Annotated in this window: 24 protein-coding genes; 18 read left to right on the top strand and 6 right to left on the bottom strand. The window is 64.0% G+C overall.

Annotated features, from left to right (window positions below; translation table 11 throughout):
* Positions 1-16 precede the first annotated feature (16 nt).
* The 7 genes from AC1C2Q_RS06820 (at position 17) to AC1C2Q_RS06790 (ending at position 5,387) form a co-directional block, all read left to right on the top strand.
* The gene (locus AC1C2Q_RS06820) at positions 17-310 is read left to right on the top strand and encodes a WXG100 family type VII secretion target (protein WP_495430319.1); all 294 of its coding nucleotides are present in this window, start codon (positions 17-19) and stop codon (positions 308-310) included.
* A 98-nt stretch (positions 311-408) separates the two neighbouring features.
* Positions 409-630, top strand: a complete 222-nt coding sequence (locus AC1C2Q_RS06815; RefSeq protein WP_439280297.1) for a hypothetical protein — start codon at positions 409-411, stop codon at positions 628-630.
* A gap of 10 nt (positions 631-640) precedes the next feature.
* On the top strand, positions 641-2,332 hold the full coding sequence (locus tag AC1C2Q_RS06810; protein ID WP_495449488.1) for an ABC transporter substrate-binding protein: 1,692 nt from the start codon (positions 641-643) through the stop codon (positions 2,330-2,332).
* An 82-nt stretch (positions 2,333-2,414) separates the two neighbouring features.
* Positions 2,415-3,113, top strand: coding sequence for a hypothetical protein (locus tag AC1C2Q_RS06805; protein WP_495430316.1), 699 nt, complete (start codon positions 2,415-2,417; stop codon positions 3,111-3,113).
* 71 nt (positions 3,114-3,184) lie between these two features.
* On the top strand, positions 3,185-3,871 hold the full coding sequence (locus tag AC1C2Q_RS06800; protein WP_495449487.1) for a hypothetical protein: 687 nt from the start codon (positions 3,185-3,187) through the stop codon (positions 3,869-3,871).
* The gene (locus AC1C2Q_RS06795; protein WP_495449486.1) at positions 3,868-4,527 is read left to right on the top strand and encodes a hypothetical protein; all 660 of its coding nucleotides are present in this window, start codon (positions 3,868-3,870) and stop codon (positions 4,525-4,527) included. Before AC1C2Q_RS06800 ends, AC1C2Q_RS06795 begins: the two co-directional genes overlap by 4 nt.
* A gap of 23 nt (positions 4,528-4,550) precedes the next feature.
* Positions 4,551-5,387, top strand: coding sequence for a hypothetical protein (locus tag AC1C2Q_RS06790; RefSeq protein ID WP_495449485.1), 837 nt, complete (start codon positions 4,551-4,553; stop codon positions 5,385-5,387).
* 36 nt (positions 5,388-5,423) lie between these two features.
* Here AC1C2Q_RS06790 and AC1C2Q_RS06785 read toward each other — a convergent pair whose 3' ends face one another.
* Positions 5,424-6,764, bottom strand: coding sequence for a DUF222 domain-containing protein (locus AC1C2Q_RS06785; RefSeq protein ID WP_495449484.1), 1,341 nt, complete (start codon positions 6,762-6,764; stop codon positions 5,424-5,426).
* 220 nt (positions 6,765-6,984) lie between these two features.
* Here AC1C2Q_RS06785 and AC1C2Q_RS06780 point away from each other — a divergent pair, with 220 nt between their 5' ends.
* The 6 genes from AC1C2Q_RS06780 to AC1C2Q_RS06755 all read left to right on the top strand — a co-directional run bounded on the left by AC1C2Q_RS06780 (position 6,985) and on the right by AC1C2Q_RS06755 (position 10,991).
* Positions 6,985-7,686: a WXG100-like domain-containing protein gene (locus AC1C2Q_RS06780; RefSeq protein WP_495431722.1), complete on the top strand. Its 702-nt coding sequence runs from the start codon at positions 6,985-6,987 to the stop codon at positions 7,684-7,686.
* A gap of 3 nt (positions 7,687-7,689) precedes the next feature.
* Complete coding sequence (locus AC1C2Q_RS06775; RefSeq protein ID WP_495449483.1) at positions 7,690-8,325, top strand: hypothetical protein; 636 nt, start codon at positions 7,690-7,692, stop codon at positions 8,323-8,325.
* Between the two features lie 94 nt (positions 8,326-8,419).
* On the top strand, positions 8,420-9,121 hold the full coding sequence (locus tag AC1C2Q_RS06770) for a WXG100-like domain-containing protein (protein ID WP_495450555.1): 702 nt from the start codon (positions 8,420-8,422) through the stop codon (positions 9,119-9,121).
* Between the two features lie 65 nt (positions 9,122-9,186).
* On the top strand, positions 9,187-9,741 hold the full coding sequence (locus AC1C2Q_RS06765; protein ID WP_495430309.1) for a DNA/RNA non-specific endonuclease: 555 nt from the start codon (positions 9,187-9,189) through the stop codon (positions 9,739-9,741).
* Between the two features lie 20 nt (positions 9,742-9,761).
* On the top strand, positions 9,762-10,142 hold the full coding sequence (locus AC1C2Q_RS06760; RefSeq protein ID WP_495449482.1) for a hypothetical protein: 381 nt from the start codon (positions 9,762-9,764) through the stop codon (positions 10,140-10,142).
* Between the two features lie 168 nt (positions 10,143-10,310).
* Entirely contained in the window at positions 10,311-10,991 is a 681-nt protein-coding gene (locus tag AC1C2Q_RS06755; RefSeq protein ID WP_495450554.1) for a hypothetical protein, read from the top strand.
* Positions 10,992-11,006: 15 nt separating this feature from the next.
* On the opposite strand, the gene AC1C2Q_RS06750 is transcribed toward AC1C2Q_RS06755, so the two are convergent.
* Positions 11,007-11,474: a recombinase family protein gene (locus AC1C2Q_RS06750; RefSeq protein ID WP_495430307.1), complete on the bottom strand. Its 468-nt coding sequence runs from the start codon at positions 11,472-11,474 to the stop codon at positions 11,007-11,009.
* Between the two features lie 54 nt (positions 11,475-11,528).
* Positions 11,529-12,518, bottom strand: a complete 990-nt coding sequence (locus AC1C2Q_RS06745; RefSeq protein ID WP_495449481.1) for a malate dehydrogenase — start codon at positions 12,516-12,518, stop codon at positions 11,529-11,531.
* Positions 12,519-12,575: 57 nt separating this feature from the next.
* Between AC1C2Q_RS06745 and ypfJ the strand changes: the two genes are divergently transcribed.
* Together ypfJ and pip are read left to right on the top strand one after the other, a co-directional pair.
* Positions 12,576-13,445 (top strand): KPN_02809 family neutral zinc metallopeptidase, encoded by an 870-nt coding sequence (gene ypfJ / locus AC1C2Q_RS06740; RefSeq protein WP_495449480.1) that lies wholly within the window; start codon positions 12,576-12,578, stop codon positions 13,443-13,445.
* Positions 13,446-13,533: 88 nt separating this feature from the next.
* On the top strand, positions 13,534-14,499 hold the full coding sequence (gene pip / locus AC1C2Q_RS06735; RefSeq protein WP_495449479.1) for a prolyl aminopeptidase: 966 nt from the start codon (positions 13,534-13,536) through the stop codon (positions 14,497-14,499).
* A gap of 24 nt (positions 14,500-14,523) precedes the next feature.
* Here the strand turns inward: pip and AC1C2Q_RS06730 are convergent, their stop codons facing one another.
* Genes AC1C2Q_RS06730 through AC1C2Q_RS06720 form a run of 3 tightly spaced genes read right to left on the bottom strand, consistent with a single transcriptional unit; the run spans position 14,524 to position 18,019 of the window.
* Entirely contained in the window at positions 14,524-16,263 is a 1,740-nt protein-coding gene (locus AC1C2Q_RS06730) for an aldehyde dehydrogenase family protein (protein WP_495449478.1), read from the bottom strand.
* A 28-nt stretch (positions 16,264-16,291) separates the two neighbouring features.
* Positions 16,292-17,713 carry an MFS transporter gene (locus tag AC1C2Q_RS06725; RefSeq protein WP_495449477.1) on the bottom strand — a complete coding sequence of 474 codons (1,422 nt, stop codon included), beginning with the start codon at positions 17,711-17,713 and terminating at the stop codon, positions 16,292-16,294.
* Between the two features lie 42 nt (positions 17,714-17,755).
* The gene (locus AC1C2Q_RS06720) at positions 17,756-18,019 is read right to left on the bottom strand and encodes a glutaredoxin family protein (RefSeq protein WP_495430301.1); all 264 of its coding nucleotides are present in this window, start codon (positions 18,017-18,019) and stop codon (positions 17,756-17,758) included.
* Between the two features lie 113 nt (positions 18,020-18,132).
* Between AC1C2Q_RS06720 and AC1C2Q_RS06715 the strand changes: the two genes are divergently transcribed.
* The 3 genes from AC1C2Q_RS06715 (at position 18,133) to AC1C2Q_RS06705 (ending at position 21,102) form a co-directional block, all read left to right on the top strand.
* A complete protein-coding gene (locus AC1C2Q_RS06715) occupies positions 18,133-19,308 on the top strand; it encodes a glycosyltransferase (protein WP_495449476.1) in 1,176 nt (391 codons plus the stop codon).
* 85 nt (positions 19,309-19,393) lie between these two features.
* Positions 19,394-20,581, top strand: coding sequence for an L-2-hydroxyglutarate oxidase (lhgO, locus tag AC1C2Q_RS06710; protein WP_495449475.1), 1,188 nt, complete (start codon positions 19,394-19,396; stop codon positions 20,579-20,581).
* 254 nt (positions 20,582-20,835) lie between these two features.
* The gene (locus tag AC1C2Q_RS06705; protein ID WP_495430298.1) at positions 20,836-21,102 is read left to right on the top strand and encodes a hypothetical protein; all 267 of its coding nucleotides are present in this window, start codon (positions 20,836-20,838) and stop codon (positions 21,100-21,102) included.
* The last annotated feature ends 63 nt before the right edge of the window (positions 21,103-21,165 follow it).

The raw sequence follows: 21,165 nt of genomic DNA, 5'->3' as shown, positions 1-21,165 counted from the left end.
CTTGGAGGCGGCTCTCATGGCAGCAGATTTTGGTGCAACATACAGCGAGATGGAAAGCGCGGCTCAGCGCCTTCGTGACGGACGTACCACCGTCACCGACACGCTGAAGGAACTGCAGGGCGTCATTGAGGACCTCGTCCAGGACGGGTTCAAGACCGAGAACGCTTCGGTGGCGTACAACACGTCGTACTCGGAGCTCACGAGCTCGCTCGACGATGCTGCGGAGGCCGTGAACGATATGGCGCAGGCACTCGACCAGATGGCGGACCAGATCCGCGACACCGACTCGAGCATGGCCGGCGGCGCCTGAGTCATTGCACTTTCGGAGGTCGTGGCGTCGGGGGGACTGACGCCACGACCTCTGTTTTTGCCTGAGACGCACATTAAACGGCGAATAGAATCGGGAACATGAGCGGAACGCAGAGCTACTGGTACAACCTGTCGACCCAGTCGGTCCAGCGTGCGGATGAGCGCCCTTCCGAGGACACGATCGGGCCCTTCGCTACTGCTGAAGAGGCACAGGATTCGCCGGCGGTGCTGTTGGAGCACGCGCGCGCGTGGCTGGAGAGCGAAGAGAGCGAGCGCTTCCGCGAGATGGCTGAAGGCGACGACAGCGCCGACTTCGTGTGACGGTGACGTCATGAGGATGCGCCGCCGCATCGCGGTACCGCTTGTCGCCCTCCTTGCGGTGAGCCTGGCAGCGTGCGCGCCGGCGATGCCGGAATCGGTCGTGCCCGGTTCGGCGATCACCGTGGGGTGGACGGGCGAGTTCACATCGACCAACGCCGCCGCATCCCCCACGTCAGGCAACGTCGACATCGCCGAGACGATCCGAGGCGACTTCGGAGACGTGATCGACGGCGAGTTCGTTCCCGACGAAGGCTTCGGCGCGGTCACGATCGTCAGTGACGACCCGTTCACGGTGCGGTTTGACCTCGCCGAGCCGTCGTGGTCGGATGACATCCCTCTCGACGCGGCAGATCTGCTGCTGGGCTGGGCCGGGGCATCCGGATACTTCGACCTCAGTGACCAAAGCGAGACAGCGGATCCCGAGCTCGCGATCCCTATCGTTGATGAGTTCGCACGCGCGATTCAGGTGACGTTTCCGCGGCCGATTATCGAGTGGCAGCAGGCGGTCACGGTGCCGGTGCCCGCGCACGTCGTCGGTCGACTCGCTTTCAACATGGACGACGACATGGAGGCGAAGCAGGCGGTCATCCGGGCGATTCAAGAGCGGGATCCGACCGCGCTCGAGGCGATCGCCAAGGTCTGGAACGAAGGCTTCGAGCTCTCCGACCAGGGGGAACTTCCCGCGGATCTGATGCTTTCCAGCGGACCATTCCTGGTTGAAGGGGCAGATCGCAGCGAAGCAGGACAGAGTGTGACGCTGGTGCCGAACCCGTCGTACCAGGGTCTCGTGACGCCTCAGGTCGCCCGCATCGATCTCGTGCCACCGGGCGACGACCCGATCGCCACGATCGGCGACCAGCTGGATGCTGCGCAAGTGGCTCCGATCGCGGCCAATCGGGCGCCGATCGTCGAGCTTGAGCGCAAGGATTTCACTGTTGATACAACGCATGACGGAACGGTGTGGGCGATGCTGTTGAATCCTGCTGGTGTCTTCACTGAGCAGCAGGCGCGAACCGCGTTCATCCACGCGGTACCGGCGAGTGCGATGGTGGAGCGCGGTTCCGGTGAATGGGCCGCCGCGTACGCCGTCACCACATCGATGGTGTCGGCGCCCGGCTCTCGCGCCCACGACATCGTGAGCGCCGACTCCGGATTCGCCGAGACGCTCGGCGATCCTGGAGACGACCCGGCGCTGGAGCGGGAAGCTGCCGGTCTCGCTCCAAGAACACATGTCTGCGTGCTGTACGACCGGCGGAGCGAGTTCGCGGTCGGGGCGTTCGCGGCACTTCGGGATGCCGCAGGCGAATTCGGCTGGAGCGTGGTCGACTGCGGCAGCGATGACTTCGACGGCGCGCTCGTGCAGCGCGGGTGGGATGCAGTGATCGCCCGCGTGCCGATCCCGCAGACGCCAGGGCAGATCGCTGCGCAGTGGGGCAGTCAGGGTGACGCATCCATCACTCGCCACGCGGATCCAGAGCGTGACGCTCTGATCACTCAGCTCGCCCAGACCACTGATATCTACGAAGCACGAGATCTTCGTGCGCAGATTGAGGCGACGATTGTGCGTGCCGCCATCGCACTTCCGATCGCCGCGAATCCGCGGGTGACGATCAGCGATCGCGACGTGACCGGCGTCACATCACGCAACGGCGCGGCGGCTCCGTTGACGTACGGCTCCGTGCAGTGGGCGGTCGTGCCGTGAACCGGACGCTGTGGGTTGTTCTCCCCATCGCGAGGCAGCGGTCGCGACCCGTAGAGTCTCCTCTGGAGGTTTTGCTGTGGGAATGATGTTGCCGAATGAGCTGATCTGGGTAATGGAGAAGCTGGGGTTCGAGTGGCCGGACATCGACGAGGACGAGCTACGTCGAGGCGGCGAGATGGTTCGCGCGTTCCACGGTGAGCTGGAGTCGAAGATTCAAGTGATGGACCGGAAGGTCAACGGGGATCTTGCGATGGCGATGCGTGGTCAGGCGGGACCCGCGTATGTGAGCGCGTGGAATACGAACCGTTCGCAGAATCTGCAGAAGCTGCTGGATCTGCTGGGTCCTGTGCCGACGGGTGTCGATATCGCGTCTGATGTGATCTTCGGTTTGAAGATGAAGGTCATCGTGGATGTGACGACGACGATGATCACGTTGGTGGCGATGTTGACGAATCCAATCACGGCGGTGGGCGCGGGTCCGATGCTGCTGATCAAGAAGAAGCTGTTGAATGCGGCGGTTGATATCGCGGTGGAGCAGGCATTGAATCAGGTGCTCCCGATGGTGGTCGAGCCATTGGCTGAGCATCTTCCGGCGGCCATCATGGCGGCGCTGGAATCGCCGATCGTCGAGGCCGTCGCGGGTGACCCGGATGAGTTCTATGCCGATCTGCAGGCTTTGGAACAAGCGGAGGGTGACATGGAAATGCACGCCTCCGATATCGAGACTTTGACGGAGCGGCTGATGGCAGATCTCGCCACGCTCAACATCGGGGGAGACTGAGTATGGGTAGGGGTCCTGGTTCAGAGATCGCCGATGCCATTAAGCATTCGCTTGATGGCATGCCGATTCACGTGCGGCAGCTCGCGGAGATGTTCCGCAAGCACGGTAATGCGCACAAGCGCAACAACAGCGACGTCACTGATCTTGACAACACCGGCGTGCCGCAGGAGCTGCGGGATGGCTGGAACACGGATTCCGGCTGGAATCCGAACCAGGTCGAAAGCTGGGGTAAGGGTGACCGTCCCGACCCGAGCGAGTACCTCGACGACGACTACATCCGAAATCACCTCGCCCAATTTGAAGACGGCGCGAGCCGGATCTACTTCTCAGACTCTCTGCACAAATGGGGCCCAGGCAATGGCGGAAGCACCTACGTGTTCCCCACCTCGCAGCTGCAGGAGATTCTTGACGAGACGGGTGGAAATCCCTTTGAACTTGCGGATCGGCTCGGCATGCAGCCAAGTGACTTCTTCGATGCGGACGGCAACCCGCTTCCCTTGGAAATCCGCCACTTTGATCCGTCCGAACTCGCCAACATCCGCATGCCTTCCGGCAACGAAGGCGGCGCGAACGCCCAGTGGATTCCGGGAGGCTACCTGCCGACGGGGGTTCCAGAGGCAGTGATTGACATTCCTGGAAGCGCCACCGGAGTAGGGGCCGTCTTGGACAATGATGGCAACGTCATACCCAACGGCGGCGATGACTATAACCCCGGACTTTGGCCCGGAACGAGCCAAAGCATGCCGACGCGACCATGAGTCTCGAAAAGGCCTTTGCTCCTGACTCGGTCCGTACTGGCGCCGTGATTTCGTTCAGCGGGGAGAAGCTCATCGTGAGCGGGGAAGTGATCATTCGCGCCGTCGAAGCTCGACTGACGGCCCCCGGACTGACGCTGGACCGCACTGATCAGTGGCTCGCGAACAACGTACCTCTTCTGTCGAAAGGTGCGGCGTGGATCGTGCCGCTGTCTTGGGAGCCACTGCAGCGTGACGGGGATGCATCCGAACGACAAAAGCTGCGTGATCGAGCCAACGAGCTGTGGATCGATATTCGGAGTTCATGCTCGTACCGGCAGGGCAATCCGATCGCGATCGATCTTGCCCCTGAGCCCGGTCAGAGTGGGCGATATGTGTCGGAGCTGGTGCGCACAGGAGTCAGACGAGCTGACTGGTGGGAATTCGGCGACTGTGCGGTGGTCCTGGTCGTTCACGGCGAACCATTACCGGCCCCGAAGACAATGATCGCCGTGCACGTGGTTCCGAGCGGTTGGGTATCAACGCGCCGACCTGCGAAGAAGGTACCGCGATTGGACCTCAGCTGGTCGTGGGCGGAAGTGGTCGAGTTCGCACGTCGGGAGGCGTCTGTGACGGCAGATACCCTGGCAAAGGTGGACGAAGAGGGGCAGGACTCATGACAGGTGCATTTGGGAACGTCGACGTGAACGTGGTACCACGCATCTACGGTGCGAGCGAGCTCGGAGTGCTGTCGATCACGGCTCCGGGCGACGCTCATCCTCGGGTGGAGTATGTCGGCGGCGAGATCTTCGTCGGACTGGACGCAGGCGACATTCGCGCGGCGGTCACTCGGGGGCAGGCAGAGGAATGGTCACGCCCGTTCAGCGACGCGGTGGCTGCGGCCGTAGCAACGGCGGGCGCACTGCCCGACGTCGTGGCGGGAACGATCGTCATCAACGATGAAGTGCTGGCTTCGGCAGTGCTGATCGATCGCACGCGTGCCGCAGCGGTGGCGCTTCAGGGCGCCCCGGTCGTGTTCGCGCTGTCGCGTGACCGACTTGTGATCGCAGGAGCCGACGACGAGGCCGGCATCGCACGCGTTCTAGACCTGGCTGAGGAACTGTATGACGCGGGTGGTCCGTTGGTGAGCGCTCACCCCATCATCCTTGATGACGGCGCCTGGGCACCGTTCCCGTGGCTCGAGCGTTTCCCGGCGCTCGAGATGCGCATCCAGCGCGTACTCCGTTTGTTCGGCGTGCGTGCGTACGAGGCGCAGACCGTGGCGCTCCAGCGTCCCGATGTTCACCTCGCCGACCCCAAGATTCAGGTCCTCGAGACCGGTGTCACCACCACGTTCGCGACCTGGCCAAAGGGCACCGCGACGCTGCTGCCAGTCGTTGACAATGTGATCATCGCGGATCCGGCAGGCGCACTCAGTGTGGCGACAATGAACGAGTTCCTCGATGCCGCTGGCGAGGCCGTCGTGCGCACTGGCCTATCGCCGCTGCGCTACTTCGTGCCTGGAGAACCGCCGCGCTGACCACGCTCCCGGCGATCGAGAGTGTGTCGCGGACAGTCAAGCCGCGATGTCGAATCGTGCGCGGCCGCCTAAGCGTGGTGTGCGTGCGGGGTCGACGTAGACGGGCGGGATGAACCAGACCCCTGCGGTGGTACCCGACCCGTCGATGCGGATTTCCCAGCCGTTGTCATGGATGCGGTGGTGGCAGGTCTCGCACAGGAGGATCCCGTTGGAGAGGTCCGTTCGTCCGTGATCGCGATTCCACCATCGCAGGTGGTGTGCTTTGGTCATCTCGGGTGGGAGGTTGCACATCGCGCATCCGTCGTCGCGTTCTACGAGCGCGAGGCGTTGTGATTTTGTGAAGAGGCGTTTGTGTCTGCCCCAGTCGAGGATTTCGCTGTCGCCACCGAGGACGAGCGGGATCACGCCGGCGCCTGCGGCCATTCGCCGTGCGGCGCCTGCGCTGACGGGCTGGTCGATGCCGTCGATGGTCGCCGTCCCGGTGCCGTTTACGAGGTCTGCATAGTTGATGCGGACGATGACCGTCGCTCCGGCAACAGGGGTGCGCGATGTGCAACCGAGGGCGTGAGAGCAGAACAGGGCGAGCGCGTCGGCCTGCAACATCGCGACAGTACGGCGGTCGGCATCCGGAGCATCCGGATCGGGGGCGTTGTTGCGGGCGGCGAACGCGGCGGACACGTAACCGCGGAGCGCGGCCACGATCGGCGCACCGGTCTCGACGTCGAAGTCCCCGTCGAAGTGCAACCGCCCGCCACGCTCGTGGAACGTCAGCGAACGTCTGCCGCGCTGCTCATCCTCACGCGGTTCCACACCGTCTGGATCCAGCCATGCCTCCACGCGCACCACGAGTCGGCGCACCTCATCGAGTGCGAGTCCCGGTGCAGCGTCAACCAACAGTTGCTCGCCCTCGGACGTCTGCTCCAGCCCGGCCGCGATCCGGCACCGCTCCAGCACTGCGATGATCAACGCCGCCGCCTGCGCGCTGAGCGTCCCGGCCTCCATCGCCTCCCGCACACGCGGGTACTTCGCAGGCAGGCGCGAGCCCAGCAGATCCGTGCGGATCGCGGTTGCCTCGCCCACCTTGATCAGACGCGACGCGTCCCCAGTCGACACGCCAGTCGCCGCCGCGATCAGCTTTGCCGCCGAACGGAATCCCTGCTGCTTCGCCAGAGAGTCGGCGCCGAGCTCAGGACGTGACTCGCTCGCAATCCCCGCCGCCACATCGACATGCACAGCATCCAACCGACGCTGCAACAGGCCGACCGCGTTCGTGACCGCGATGAGCTGTTCCCTCGAAAGGTCATTTGCCTCGCTGGCGTCTGCCCACACTTCATCAAGGCGAGAGAGCGCCTGGTGCAGAACGGTCAGCTTTGACATGTCTTCAGCTTATCGCAAAATCGAGTCAGTATCGAAGATTTGTTCTAAAATAGTGGAAATATCCTGAGACTGAAGGGTTTGATCCGAAACAAGAAGATATTCCACTTTAGAATCTTTAAACGATTACTGAAGGGAAAATACCAGCGTGATGGGCTGATCTCCCCATCGCCTCTGCACTCGCCCCTCGGTAGCGTCATAGCCGGAGGTGGTTGCCGTGGGAATGATGCTGCCGAACGAGCTCATCTGGGTGATGGACAAGATGGGGCTCGAATGGCCCGACATCGATGAAGACGAGGTGTGGAAGGCCGCCGGTCTCGTGCGCGTTTACCGCGACGACATGGAGACGCTGGTGCAGGCAGCCGATCGTCGCATCAACGGCGACCTCGGTGCTGCTATGGTCGGACAGACCGGCACCGCACATGTGACCGGGTGGAATCGCAACCGCTCCGAGAATGTTCAACAGCTGCTCGATATTCTCGGACCCGCAGCCACCGGTATCGACCTCGCCGCGGATATCGTGCTCGCGTTGAAGATGAAGGTGATCATCGACGTCACGGTCACTCTCGCCCAGTTGATCCCATTGCTGGCCGCAGGACCGTTCGGGCTGGGCGGCGCCGCGGTGCTGATACTGGCACGCAAGAAGCTCTTCTCGATGGCGATGGAGGCGACGCTCGAGCAGGTCATCAACCAGGTGCTGCCGCTGGCGATCGAACCCCTCGCGGAACAGGTGCCGGGGTTGGTGTTGGCGATGCTGGACGCTCCCGTCGTCGAGGGCGCAGTTGGCGACGCGGACGAGTTCTACGCGGATCTCGTAGCTCTCGACCAGGCAGCCGACGACATGGATGCGCACGCCGCCGATGTCGAGGATCTGACGGATCGACTGCTCGCAGACCTCGCCAACCTACAGATCTCAGGGGAGTGAACGATGTCATCGATGAAGACGCTGATGCGGGACCTCGTGGATGCCGTGGATGGCGCAGGGCGCGAGTTCAAACAGGGTTTCGCGGGTGCGTTTCGCAAACGCGGCGGAAAGCACCGGGCAGATGCCGACCGCATTCGTGGCGTGGACCGGCGCGGACGCGACAGCACTCCGCAGCACCGCGCTGAACCGTCCACGTCGCACGCGAAGAAGTACAAGATCGTCGAGGATGTCACTCGCGGTCGCGAGTCGTTCGGACACGAGCCGCGACACCGCAACCCGGACTACAACTCTGCCCGTGATCTCGGTCTGTCGCTGGGCAAGGACGTTCGTGCGCTCCCCGGCGACGTCCTCGACGAGATCAAGGACGTGCCGAAGAAGGTGCCGGGGCAGTTCGTCGAAGAGCTGTATGAAGATGCGATCGGGCAGGACGACCCAGACAAGTACGGCAAAACGGGCCAAGGAGACACGAGATTCCTCGCTCCTGCTAGCGAGGCAAACGATCTGACAGGTCTCAGTCACGCCGAGCTCGAGGAACGATTCGGACTGGAACCCGGCTCTCTCAATGGTGCGACGGTCGAGATCAACCTGATCCCAGACACGCGCTTCGCGAGTATCGAGATCGATTACCCCGGAGAGTGAACGGCGTGCACGGACACCGCTATGTGGGAAGTGCTACCCATGGTGGTGCCTGCGCCCGGATCATACAGTCGATCCAGGAGGTGCGATCGTGGGAATGATGTTGCCGAACGAGCTTGTCTGGGTGTTGGAGAAGCTGGGTTTTGAATGGCCGGATATCGACGAGGACGAGGTGCGCCAGGGCGCTGTCCTGGTGCGCACCTTTGGTTCGGATTTGGAAACAGTGATTCAGGCTGTGGATCGCAAGGTCAATGGGGACCTTGGCGGTGCGATGAAGGGTCACACGGGCCCCGCGACGATGAGCGCATGGAACACGAATCGTTCGCAGAACCTGCAGAAACTGATCGATATTATGCCCCCGGCGTCGACGGCGATGGATATCGGGGCAGACGCGATCTTCGCGCTGAAGATGAAGGTCATCGTCGATGTGACGACAACGTTGGTCACATTGGTTGCGATGTTGACGAATCCGATCACTGCGGTGGGCGCGGGTCCGATGCTGCTGATCAAGAAGAAGTTGCTGAATGCGGCGGTGGACATCGCAGTGGAGCAGTTGCTGAATCAGCTTCTGCCGATGGCGATTGAGCCGATGGCCGAGCAATTGCCTGCGGTGCTTGATGCGATCTTGGATGCGCCGATGGTGGAAAGTTCTGTGGGCGATTCGGATGAGTTTTACGCGGATCTGCAGGCGTTGGAGGATGCGCAGTCGGAGATGAAGCTGCACGGTGCGGATATTCAGACGTTGACGTCGACGTTCTTCTCGGAATTCTCCGCACTCGACTTCGGAGGGGACGCCTGATGAGCGCAGGAGCGAGAGCCGCGATACGACAACTGAAGCAAGCGGGTGCTGATGCCGCTCGCCACATGGATGACAAGCTTCCACGGCTTGCCGACAAGATCACCGAACACCTCGACGCCGTGGTGAAGAAGGTACGCGACACTGACAATCTCAACAGCACCGTCACTCCGCGAAGCCCGAACACCAAGACGACGTACTGGGATCCTGACTCGAAGCGGCCCGTCCAGGAAGAGGGCACGATCCTTGCGGACTTCGGCGGTACGACGCGCGGCGACAACGCAACCGCGGTCGGCCATCTCGGCAACCCAGGCGACGACGGTGGGCACCTTGGCGCGCATCGCTTCTTCGGGGACACCGCGGATGAAGGAATCGTGCCACAGATCGCCAACCTCAACCGGGGCGCGTGGAAGAAGATGGAGAGTGAGTGGGCCGATTCCGTTGCCGAGGGCTGCCGGGTCGACTACCGCATCTCAGTCGATCCGCCCGGGGCAATACGACCTGATAGATTTCAGGTCGTGTATGTGGTGTCCGACCCAGTTACAGGCCGAATCCTTCAAGTCCGCGACCCGAGCTTCGCCAACATCGCTGATCAGACGTTTGACCGGATTGACCAGCTTTGAATCGACCCAAAGGAAACGTCATGCCAGACAACGTCGTAGCCGATGTCATTCGAGCGCTGATCGAGAACATGAAGGGCGACAGCGGTGGTTGGGACTCCTTCGCGATGATCCTCGAATTCCCCGAAGGGGAGTTCAACGAGGCTCATGGGTACACGTATTCTCCTGACGGTGTCATCACTGCCGTTGCTTCAGACCCGTGGGCGGTCGCACCGGCGGTAAAGGCGTATACGGACAGCTACTACAAACCGGATGAGACGTTGCCGGTGAAGATTCTCGTTCAGTTCGACCGTGTATCCGGACGTTACAACGTGATATTCGAGGACACTGACGAGAAACGCTGGAAGGTCACGCCGCGCAATTTCGACGAGATCTGCGAGGAATTGCGCCCAAAGTTCGACTGACCGCATCGCGATCCAGCGCCGCCGCCCCCTCCATGGCAGGATGTTCCCGAGGGGGCTCGCTACGTGAATGAACTGAATCCTGCTTCGGAGCCTGAAGAGGCCGCCAGGGCGAGGGATGCGAACCATGTCGCACCGCTTCGCCTTGAGTTCGCCGGTGAATGGCACGACCTGCCCACAGAGAAACCGTTCATTATCGGACGCGAGGGTGACCTCGAGATCGACGACAACCCCTACCTGCACCGCCATTTCCTGGAGCTGCAGCACCGCGATGGCCTGTGGTGGCTGGCGAACATCGGCGTGCGTATCGCGGCCACGGTCTCCAGCGCCGGCGGCGCGGTCCAGTCGTGGCTCTCGCCGGGCGCACGGATGCCGCTTGTCTTCGAGCGCAGCGTGATCGTGTTTACTGCTGGCCCCGTCACCTATGAGCTGAGCCTGCACACCGAGCAGGCCCCGTATGAGGTGTCCCACCAGGTGGAAGCGTCAATGAGCGGCGAAGAGACGGTCATGCCGGCCAGTTTTACGCCATTGCAGAAGCAGCTCATGGTCGCCCTTGCCGAGCCGATGCTGCGCCGTGAAGGCGTGAGCATCAACGAGCTGCCGTCGTCGAGCGTCGCTGCCGAGCGTCTCGGGTGGACGATGAGTAAGTTCAACCGCAAGCTCGACAACGTCTGCGACAAGCTTGACCGTATGGGAGTGCAGGGTCTTCGCGGCGGCCCGGGCAAGCTGGCGACCAACCGTCGTGCCCGCCTGGTCGAGTACGCGGTGACCACACAGGTTGTTACCCGCGCGGACCTTCCTCTACTCGACGATGAGTCACTGCGAAATCAGAGCGATTCCGACGGCGACTGAGCTGCTCTGCTCTGCTCAGCGCATCGCGTCGGCGAGGTGGCGTGAGTCGGTACTGAGTACCTTCACCATGATCCCGCGCTGACGCAGATCCGTGATCGTACGGGTCTCTTCGTCACGGTCGCGGCCCAGCGCGTGCACGTTCGTGACGACGAGCACATCACCCTTCTTCAGTGTGGGGATGAAACGCGCCAGACGGTCGCTCCAGCTCTCCAGGATCTCGGGTGCCGGATGCCGGAACCCTTCGATCGGGACACCGAACCGGGTCAGGTCGTCGCGCTGCTGCACGACCGACGGCATCCCATCGCGTGAGACGACCAGCCCGACCAAGCGCGATCCAGTGGGGCGTGCGTGCCACCAGTCGTGGTCGTGCTGAAGCTGGGTGAAGCACTTCGAGCACTGGGTCGCCTGGTGCGGCAGATGCAGCGGGCTTGTCAATGGCTCGTGATGTCCGGATACGGTCGTCAGATCAGTCGAATCACTCATCGGCGCACCTCCAGCATCCATTCTGCCCTGTTCTCGAGCGTGCGCGGTACTGGCTCAGAGAACCCCGAGCCCCCGCACCGCCTCGCGTTCCTCGACGAGCTCAGAGACGGACGCGTCCACTCGCGCCCGCGCCCACGCATCCAATTCGAGGCCTTCGACGATCTGCCACTCGCCGTCGATCGAGCGCACCGGGAACGATGACATGAGCCCCTCCGGAACGCCGTACTCACCGTGTGAGACGACGCCGGCGCTGGTCCAGTCATCCGTCCCTTGCACCCAATCGCGGGTGTGCTCGATCGTCGCGTTCGCGGCGGATGCCACGGAAGAAGAACCGCGCACCTCGATGATCTCGGCACCGCGCTTCGCGACCCGCGGAATGAAGGTCTGCTCCAGCCACGCCGAGACATCACCGACACGCTCCGCGAGCGCCTCGAGAGCCGGCCGCCCATCGACGGTCGCGTGCGAGACATCAGGGAACTGCGTCGCGGAATGATTTCCCCAGATGGGTAGGCGTCGGATGCTCGAGACCGGTGCATCCAGTGCTAGGGCGAGCTGAGCGCGGGCACGGTTCTCATCGAGACGCGTCAGGGCCGTGAAGCGCTCGGAGGGCAGCCCGTCAGCGGATGCCGCGGCGATCAGCGCGTTCGTGTTCGCGGGGTTGCCGACTACCGTGACACGCACATCGGCCGCAGCGTTGTCGGCGATCGCCTTGCCCTGGGGGCCGAAGATTCCGGCGTTGGCCGCCAGCAGATCAGCACGTTCCATACCGGGCCCGCGTGGCCTAGCACCGACCAACAGTGCGAGGTTTGCCCCGTCGAAGCCGGTGGCGGCGTCGTCCGTCACCTCGACGTGCTCGAGCAGGTCGAATGCGCCATCCTGCAGTTCGAGGGCCGCACCTTCTGCAGCCTTGAGGCCCTGGGGGATCTCGAGCAGCCGCAGCCGCACCTTCTCGTCAGGGCCGAGCAGTGCCCCTGCGGCGATGCGAAACAGCAGCGCATACCCGATCTGCCCGCCCGCACCTGTGATCGTGATTGTGGTCGACATGATTCGAGCCTACGACTGGGGGTCACTCAAGCACAGAGTGCGCGGTAATCTCATCGCATGACGTTCAATCCTGACGCCGATATCTCGGGCCACAAGACTCGTCGTCCCGGGCGCACAGCCGCGGTCGCTGGCGGCGGTATCGGACTGCTCGTCCTCATCGCGCTCGTCGCCGGTCCTTTGCTCGGCATCGACCTGTCGGGGCTCGTCGGCGGCACCCAAGACCCCGGATCGGGATCTGACGAGAGCACGGTGCTCGCCTGCGAGAGCGGCGAGGATGCCAACACACAGGACGACTGCCGCATGGCGGGCGCCCAGCTGATGCTCGACGAATACTGGGCGCAGCATGTCGAGGGCTACACGCCGCCGCAACTGTACGTTTTCCATGGTCAAACGTCGACGCAGTGCGGCACGGCGTCGAACTCGGTCGGTCCGTTTTACTGCCCTCCGGAGCAGGGCGTGTACATCGACCCGGACTTCTTCCAGATCATGCGTCAGCAGTTCGACGCATCCGCCGGCGAACTGGCGCAGCTCTACATCGTGGGCCACGAGTGGGGCCATCACATCCAGAGCATCACCGGCACGATGGACGCCTACCCGAACAACGGCACCGGGCCCGCCAGCAACAGCGTGCGCACCGAGCTTCAAGCCGACTGCTACGCGGGCGCTTGGCTTGCCGATGCGGCAAGTCAGACTGATCCGGAGGGCCGGAACTACCTGGAGACACCGACCGAGGCCCAGATCGAGGACGCGTTGAACGCCGCCTTTGCCGTCGGCGATGACCACATCCAGGAGCAGTCCGGCTTCAACAACCCCGAGTCCTGGACGCACGGTTCGAGCGACCAGCGTCAGAGGTGGTTCGCAAGCGGCTACGAGAACGGGCTCGGCAGCTGCGACACCTTCACGATCAGCGCAGACCAGCTCGGATAGCGTCTCTCCTCCCGCAGTCGGCGGGTGCTGCGCGGTACGGTGAAGAGACCGCCATGTGGCGGCAAATCTTATTCATCGGGGGTTGAATATGAATCTGGATGCGCTTTATCCACCGATCGAGCCGTACGACAGCGGGACGCTTCTCGTCGGCGACGGACAGCGCATCGCGTGGGAGGTCAGCGGCAATCCTGACGGGAAGCCGGTCGTATTCCTGCACGGCGGTCCCGGCGGCGGCACCGCCCCGTGGCATCGACAGTTCTTCGACCCGGAGAAGTACCGGATCGTGCTTTTCGATCAGCGTGGCTGCGGCAACAGCAAGCCGCACGCGAGCGAGCCAGAAGCTGATCTTCGTTTCAACACCACCGCGCATCTGATCGCCGATCTCGAACTGCTGCGTAAGAACCTTGGCATCGAAAAGTGGCAGGTCTTCGGTGGCTCGTGGGGGAGTGCACTCGCGCTCGCCTACGCACAGACGCATCCGGATGCGGTGACCGAGCTGATTTTGCGCGGCATCTTCACCCTCCGCCGCATGGAGCTGGAATGGTTTTACGAGGGCGGAGCGGGTGCACTCTTTCCCGACCTGTGGGAAGACTTCGTCGCGCCGATTCCGATTCTCGAGCGCAACCACATGATCGAGGCTTATCACCGCTTACTGTTCGATCCGAACCCTGCCGTTCACGTTCCGGCCGCGAAGGCGTGGTCGACGTGGGAAGGCTCCACCATCACACTGCGACCGGATGCAGACAAGGTCGCGGAGATGACCGAGGATGCCACGGCGGTGGCATTCGCCCGCATCGAGAGCCACTTCTTCGTGAACCGTGGCTGGTGGGCTGAGGGGCAGCTGCTGGACGGGGTAGACGCGATCCGGCACATCCCCGCGGTGATCGTGCAGGGGCGTTACGACGTCTGCACGCCGATGATGACCGCGTGGGATCTGCACCGAGCCTGGCCGGAGGCGGAGTTCGTCGTTGTCGATGACGCCGGGCACGCGGCATCCGAACCCGGCATCCAGAGCGCGCTGCGCGACGCAACCGATCTTTTCGCCGACGACTGATCCGCGCCGACCCGCGTAATCGGCTCAGGCGCGAAGTGCCTGGAACAGCGTCTTCGCCAGACCCAGGACGTCGCCACTCGCGCGGTAACGCGTCAGGCCCTCACACACGACCGCTCCAGTGCGTGCAGTGACAAACCATGGTGGCTTCGGCAGGATCGTGAAGCGTCCGCCGCCGTTTGCGACGGGCAGCGAGCGCGGGAACGGGCGAAATGGGCCACGCACGACCGACCGCTCCACGTTGTCGAGGAGCAGGGCATTGTGCACGACGCCGAGTCCGCTGCCGACGTCGTCGATCGTGTTCCCGGGGAATGCGCCCCACGTCAACGTCGGTGTGATGAAGCCGAATGCGGTCCAGGCATTGATCGCGATCGAGCCGTAGCGCAGGTCAGCGATCGCTCGTTCGAATCCCGTGCCGAGGGACTGCTGCGTGGTCGGGTCGATCAGCAGGTTTGCGCCGAGCGTGCCCTGGAGTTCGTCGTTCGCGTAGGCGACGGCGGCATCCAAGAACTCCTGACCGGTGCCGGTGATCTCGACAACGCCGAGCACGGGAGCGAAGTACTCGGTGCTCTGCAGCGCGCTCGCGTCGTCGCCATCGCCGATCTCAACGAGCAGGCGATCGCCGAGCACAAGGGCGTCGGGGTAGTCATCGCTCGCCTGCTGCATCCGGTCGACGGAGCCCGGATACCAGGCCGGACGCTCCGGGGCTTTCGCATAGGCGCGACGCAGTGCCACACGGAACGCATCGCGCTGAGCCCAATCGGACGACATGATCACGACCTGACCGGCGATGCAATTGTGGCCGCAGTTCTGCAGTCGCATCGTCGCGATGTGCTCTGCCTGGAACGTGAGGTCGGCCTCCGTCCACTCGCCGGGGACCACGATGATGGGCGAAACGCCGCCGAGCTCCGCGGTGATCGGCGTCTTCAGCTGCGGGCGGTTCTCCCTGCGGCGGCGCTTGCCTGCCGCGCCTTTGCCCCACACGATCGTGTCGAAGGTCGCTGCCGACCCAGTGATGTGCACATGGATCAGTTTCTTGTGAGCCGTGAGGTAGGCGCCGGTCTCGCCGTCACCACGGACGATCCGTAGAAAGCCTGGTTCGATCAGTGCGGCCAGGGCGTGTTCGAAGACCGGCACCAGAGCATCCTGCGTCGGGTTCACCTTCAGAAGTACGGTGCGATTGTGTGCGAGCAGTTCGTAGAGCACATCGAGCACGGGGATCGAGGTGACATTGCCCGCACCGAGCACCAGGCCGACACCGCCGGCGCTTGCGGGAGTGCGCTGGGCGAGGCCTGCCCCCGCGCGCGCCGATCGCGGCGTCGTGCCAGGCGTGAGCCACACCTCGCCGGTGAAGCCAGAGAGCAGCACCTTGTCGATGCCGGTCAGCGGGAACGCGTGCACGATCGTTCGGCCGCCCGGTGCGCGACCGAGCTGGATTCCCTCGAGCGGATTGCGTCCTTCGGCCAGGCGAGACAGCGTCTCGATGTATGCGTCGAGCGCTCCCAGCACGCTGTACGGCCCTGCCAGCCACTCCTCGCCCCGCAAGGGATGGCTGCCGTTCAACCCCTTGGACATTGCGGCGGTGTGCGCCCACTCCTCAGCGGAGGCGGCGACAGCTGTGCGAACAGCGCGCAGTAGCGTCGCGCGCTGGCCGACGCCGAGAGCAGACCAAGTGAGCGAGCCCGTCTCGAGCTCGTCGATTGCGGTGTCGAGGCGTGCGCGATCGGTGTCAGTCAGACCGGTCGCGGCAGCGGTTGCTGAGGTCATCAGGATCTCCTTCAGGCGGGTTTCCAGCCTATGCGGGCTGGGTTGCCGCGGTCTCGATATCGTGCCGGCGCAGCGGGTACCGGAGGAGAGGAATGAGACTCAGCGACATCAGGACGGCTGGCACGATGCTGAAGCTGAGCACGATGCCCGCGATCGCGGCGTCCGGTTGCACAGTTACGGCGCCGGTGAGGTCGAGGCCGGCCACGCTGGAGACATAACCTGTTGCGGCAAGCACGAGTGCGACGGTGGTGGCACCCAGCGCAAATCCGATGGTCTCGCCGGCTGTCCAGATCCCGGTGAAGGTGCCTGCCTGGCCTGGGCCGCTCGTCAGCTCGTCGTGCGAGATCACATCCGGCAGCATCGCCATAGGCAACGACTGCAGGCCGGCGTAGGCGATACCGGCCACGGCCACTGAGGCGTATATCCATTCGCCAGGAGCCCAGACCGCGATGGTGATCGTCGCGGAGGCGACCAAGAAAAGGATGCTGGCACCGAAGAACGCTCGCTCCTTGCCGATCCTGTTCGCGATTGCCGTCCAGCCTGGCGTCGCGAGAAGCGCAGGGCCGACAAGCGCGACGAACAGCAGCTCGACCGCGGCCTCATCGCGAAGAACCCAGCTTGCGACGTACTGCGCACCGGCGAGCATCGTGCCGGTGGCAAGGGCCTGCAGCAGAAAGGTGCCGAGCAACGCGCGGAACGGGATGCTGCGGCGCAGCGCCCGGAACCCAGAGAGGTACTGGTCGCGAAGGCTGGACGCTACGACTTTTGATCCCTCGGCAGGCTCAGGAATCGAACCGGCCGCGGCAGCAGCATCCGTCGCTGTGCGACTTGCGAGCAGCATCCCGATCCCGATCACGACGCCGGCGACGATGCCCATCAGCAGATAGCCGGTGACCGGATCGCCAGTGGCGCGGCGGAGCATGGGCCCGCCCGCCCCGAACAGCAGAATCGCGGCGGTGAGCACGACCACGCGCCAGCCGAGCAGGCGGGTGCGCTCGTCGTAGCTGCGGGTGAGTTCGGCCGGCAGCGCGACATATGGCACCTGGAAAAGGCTGAACGCAGTCGCGGTGCCGAGGAATGCCAGCAGCACGCAGGTCGCACTCGCGGCAGGGCCCCAGGACGGCGGCACGGCGAACGTCAGCGCGAAGAAGACCGGCAGTGTGAGTGCGCCGGTCACCATGAATCCGCGGCGAGAGCCGGTGCGTGCGAGTTGGCGATCGGATGCCGCCCCGATCAGCGGATCGATGACGACGTCCCACACCTTCGCGGAGGTGACAATGAGTCCAGCGGCGAGGGCGGCGACACCCAGATTGTCGGTGAGAAAGTACGTCAGGACAAGCCCGGGAAGGGTCGCGTAACCGCCGGTGCCCAGCGAGCCGATCGCATAATTCACGATCGTGCGCGGAGACAGGCGGGAGGATGCTCGTTCGGGCCGAGCGCCAGTGCTCATCGCGCCAGTGTAGCGGCGCGGAGCCGGGTCAGATCAGCCTGCTCAGATCAGCGCGAGCTCGCGAAGCCGCGACTCGACGTCGTCGTTCGAAGGTTCGACGTGATGCGAAGCATCCGGGTACACGATGACCGGGATGTTCATGCGCCCGGAGATCTCCTTGGCGATGTCAGCGGCGGCCGGCTCAGCAACCAGGTCCACGTAGGTGTACTCGACACCGAGCTCGTCGAGCTGCTTCTTGGTGCGGATGCAGTCACGGCACCAGTCGGCGCCGAACAACGTGATGGTGTCAGAGGCAGGAGAAGTCATATATCCAGGATATGTCGACCCAGCAGACCGGGCGTCGAAAGTGCTGTCACCGTCGGATCGCAAGCCATGAAACGATAGATGCTGGCAATGCGAGCGTCGGGGAGGAGAGGCACGTGGGAACGTCAATCACTGTCATCGTGCCGACCTTCAACGAGCGTGACAACGTCGCCGAACTCGTCGCACGCATCGGTGGGGCATTGGGTGGCCGCGAAGCGGAGATCCTCTTCATCGATGACAGCTCAGACGACACGGCCGCGGAGGTCGTGCGCGTCGCCTCCGACGCTGCGCTGCCGGTGCGGGTGATTCATCGCAGTGCGAACGTCGGCGGGCTGGGCGGCGCGGTCGTGCTGGGCATGGCAGAGGCCGCAGGCGACATCTGCATCGTGATGGACGGTGACCTGCAGCATCCGCCCGAGTTGCTGCCCATCATGCTGAAGCGGTTCGAGCAGGGCGACGCTGATGTCGTCGCGGCATCCCGTTACGTCGGCGGGGGTGACTCCCGTGGGCTCGGCACGGCGCTGCGATTCGGCGTCTCGCGGGCGGCGACCTGGCTGGCGAAAGCGATGTTCCCGCGGCGGCTGGCGCGCAGCACAGACCCGATGACCGGCTTCTTCCTCGTCGATCGACGACGCCTCGATCTGCCGGCCCTGCGGCCGCAGGGATTCAAGATCCTGCTGGAGATCCTCGCTCGGTCGGATGTGCGCATCGCCGAGGTTCCGATGGAATTCTCTGAGCGCCGCAATGGCACGTCGAAGGCGACGCTACGTCAGGGTGCCACCTTCGTCGCACACCTGACCCGGTTGAGATTCGGCAAGATGTCGCTGTTCGCGCTGATCGGCGTGATCGGCGCGGTCGCGAATCTCGGCATCATGTGGGCGCTCACGACGATGGGCATGCCATATGTCTGGGCGGCGATCATCGGCGCAGTGGTGACGATCATCGGCAACTTCCTGCTGCAGGAACGGTTCGTGTTCGCCGATATGCGTCAGGATGCCCGCGGCGCCTGGGCGCGGTTCGGCGCATCATTCACCTTCAATGGCATCGAAGCGACGCTTCGCATTCCGATTATGGCGCTCATGGTCGAGACCTGGCACATCTCCAGCGTGCTGGCCACTGCGCTCTCGCTGATCGTCGCGTTCTTCGCGAGGTTCCTGTTCCACTCGCTGGTTGTTTATGCGCCGCGCAGGCGGGGGAAGTCGGATGCCGCGGCTGAGCCGCCGACTGATACGGCGGGGCAGCGCATCATCCGTGCGATCGACGCCGAGGCGATGCGCCCCGGCGAGCTCTGAGCGTCGACGGGCGACCCTAGGATGAGGGGCGGCGCGCTGCTTCGTCTCGTGTGATGCAACCCGCCTGACGGAAGGGATGCTGCTCATGCTGCCAAACGTTGTCGTCGGGGCCGGAATCGTCGGACTCGCCACCGCCAGGGCGATGCTTCGGCGTGATCCAGATCGCCCGCTCGTCATCCTCGAGAAGGAGCGCGACGTCGCGCTGCACCAGACTGGTCGGAATTCGGGCGTGATCCATTCGGGGCTCTACTACGCCCCCGGTTCACTGAAGGCCGACTTCGCGATCCGCGGAGGTCGCCTGCTCCAGGAATTCTGCCAGGAGCACGGCATCCGCTACGACGTTCCGGGCAAGCTCGTCGTCGCCACTCGTCCGCAGGAGCTCCCCAGATTGGAGGCGCTGCGCGCCAGGGGTATTGCCAACGGGGTGTCGGTCCGCGACCCAGAACCCGGCGAAATCGCAGAACGTGAACCCCACATCGATGTCCTCTCTGCGCTCGTCGTCGAGCCGACCGGACGCGTCGACTATGGGGAGGTCTCGCGGGCGCTCGCCGCAGAGGTGCGGGCAGCCGGAGGTGAGGTGCGGTTCGGAGCCGAGGTGTCCTCTGTCGTGGAGTCGGGAGAAGGAGCCAGAGTCGAGGCTGGTGATCTCTCGCTTGTCGCTCATCGGGTGGCCGTGTGCGGAGGGCTGCACGCCGACCGGATCGCCCGTCGATCGGGACTTTCTGTCGACGTGAGGATCATTCCCTTCCGTGGCGAGTACAGCGAACTCCGCGCAGACCGTGCCCATCTGGTGAAGGGGCTGGTGTATCCGGTGCCTGATCCTGACCTACCGTTCCTCGGCGTGCATCTCACGCGCGGGATCGACGGCACGGTGCACGTGGGGCCGAACGCCGTGCCGGCACTTGCGCGAGAGGGTTACTCCTGGAGTCGCATCTCGATCCGCGACACTGCGGATACGCTCGCCTTCCCCGGTGCTTGGCGGTTGGGCGCTGGCTATATCGGCGTGGGGGCGAAAGAGGTGTTCCGTTCGCTCTCCGGGCGCGCGATGCTGCGCGCCGCGCGGGAGATGCTCCCTGAACTGCAACCCGGCGACCTCGCGCCCTCCCAAGCAGGCGTGCGGGCGCAGGCGGTTGGCAGGGACGGACGGATGCTCGACGACTTCCACTTCGTGCGCAGCGGCCGCACCCTCCACGTCCTGAACGCGCCGTCACCGGCGGCAACGGCGTCATTGCTCATCGGTGAGCACATCATGGACGTACTCACGGCTGATTGATGATGCCGAATCAGATCGGCGCACGCACGGCCGACGTCTGAGTGACAAGTTGAGCGTTCCCAGCCCGCATCGTGGAAGGGCTGGTAGGCTGATTGTGCAACGTGAACGATTCGCCGTGATTCGGCGCTTCACGTAGCCACTGATCAGGGCCGTAAAGGACCGCTCGCACCGACGCGCGCGGCATCCGCTTCTGATTTCAAGAACCTGAGATGCGCCTGCGCGCGCGTCCGCACAAAGCAATGAGCATCACCATAATGAGCAGTACGTCCACACATTCACCCTTACCCCTGAACTGGAAACAAGCAGACGACAACGTCTTTGTCGCGACCCGCGAAGGCGAATTCGCCGGTTTCGTCGAGCGCGAAGGCGCCACACACGTTGTCCACGACAACCACGGAGCCGACCTCGGTTCGTTCTCCACACTCGCCGACGCTCGGTCGGCCCTCGAGTACCCGCCGCGCCGCCGCACGCGTTCGATTCGGCAGACGCTGCGTCGTCATCTGACCAGGGCTCGTTCCTGAAGGTCGCTTCCGTTGGCCGAACGTATACGCGGTGGCGTATACGGGGCACGTTAGCCTGGAGTG

The sequence above is a fragment of the Microbacterium sp. Y356 genome (assembly GCF_059445355.1).
The sequence above is the reverse complement of the archived record's forward strand: the minus strand, read 5'-3'. Positions and strand labels throughout refer to the sequence as shown.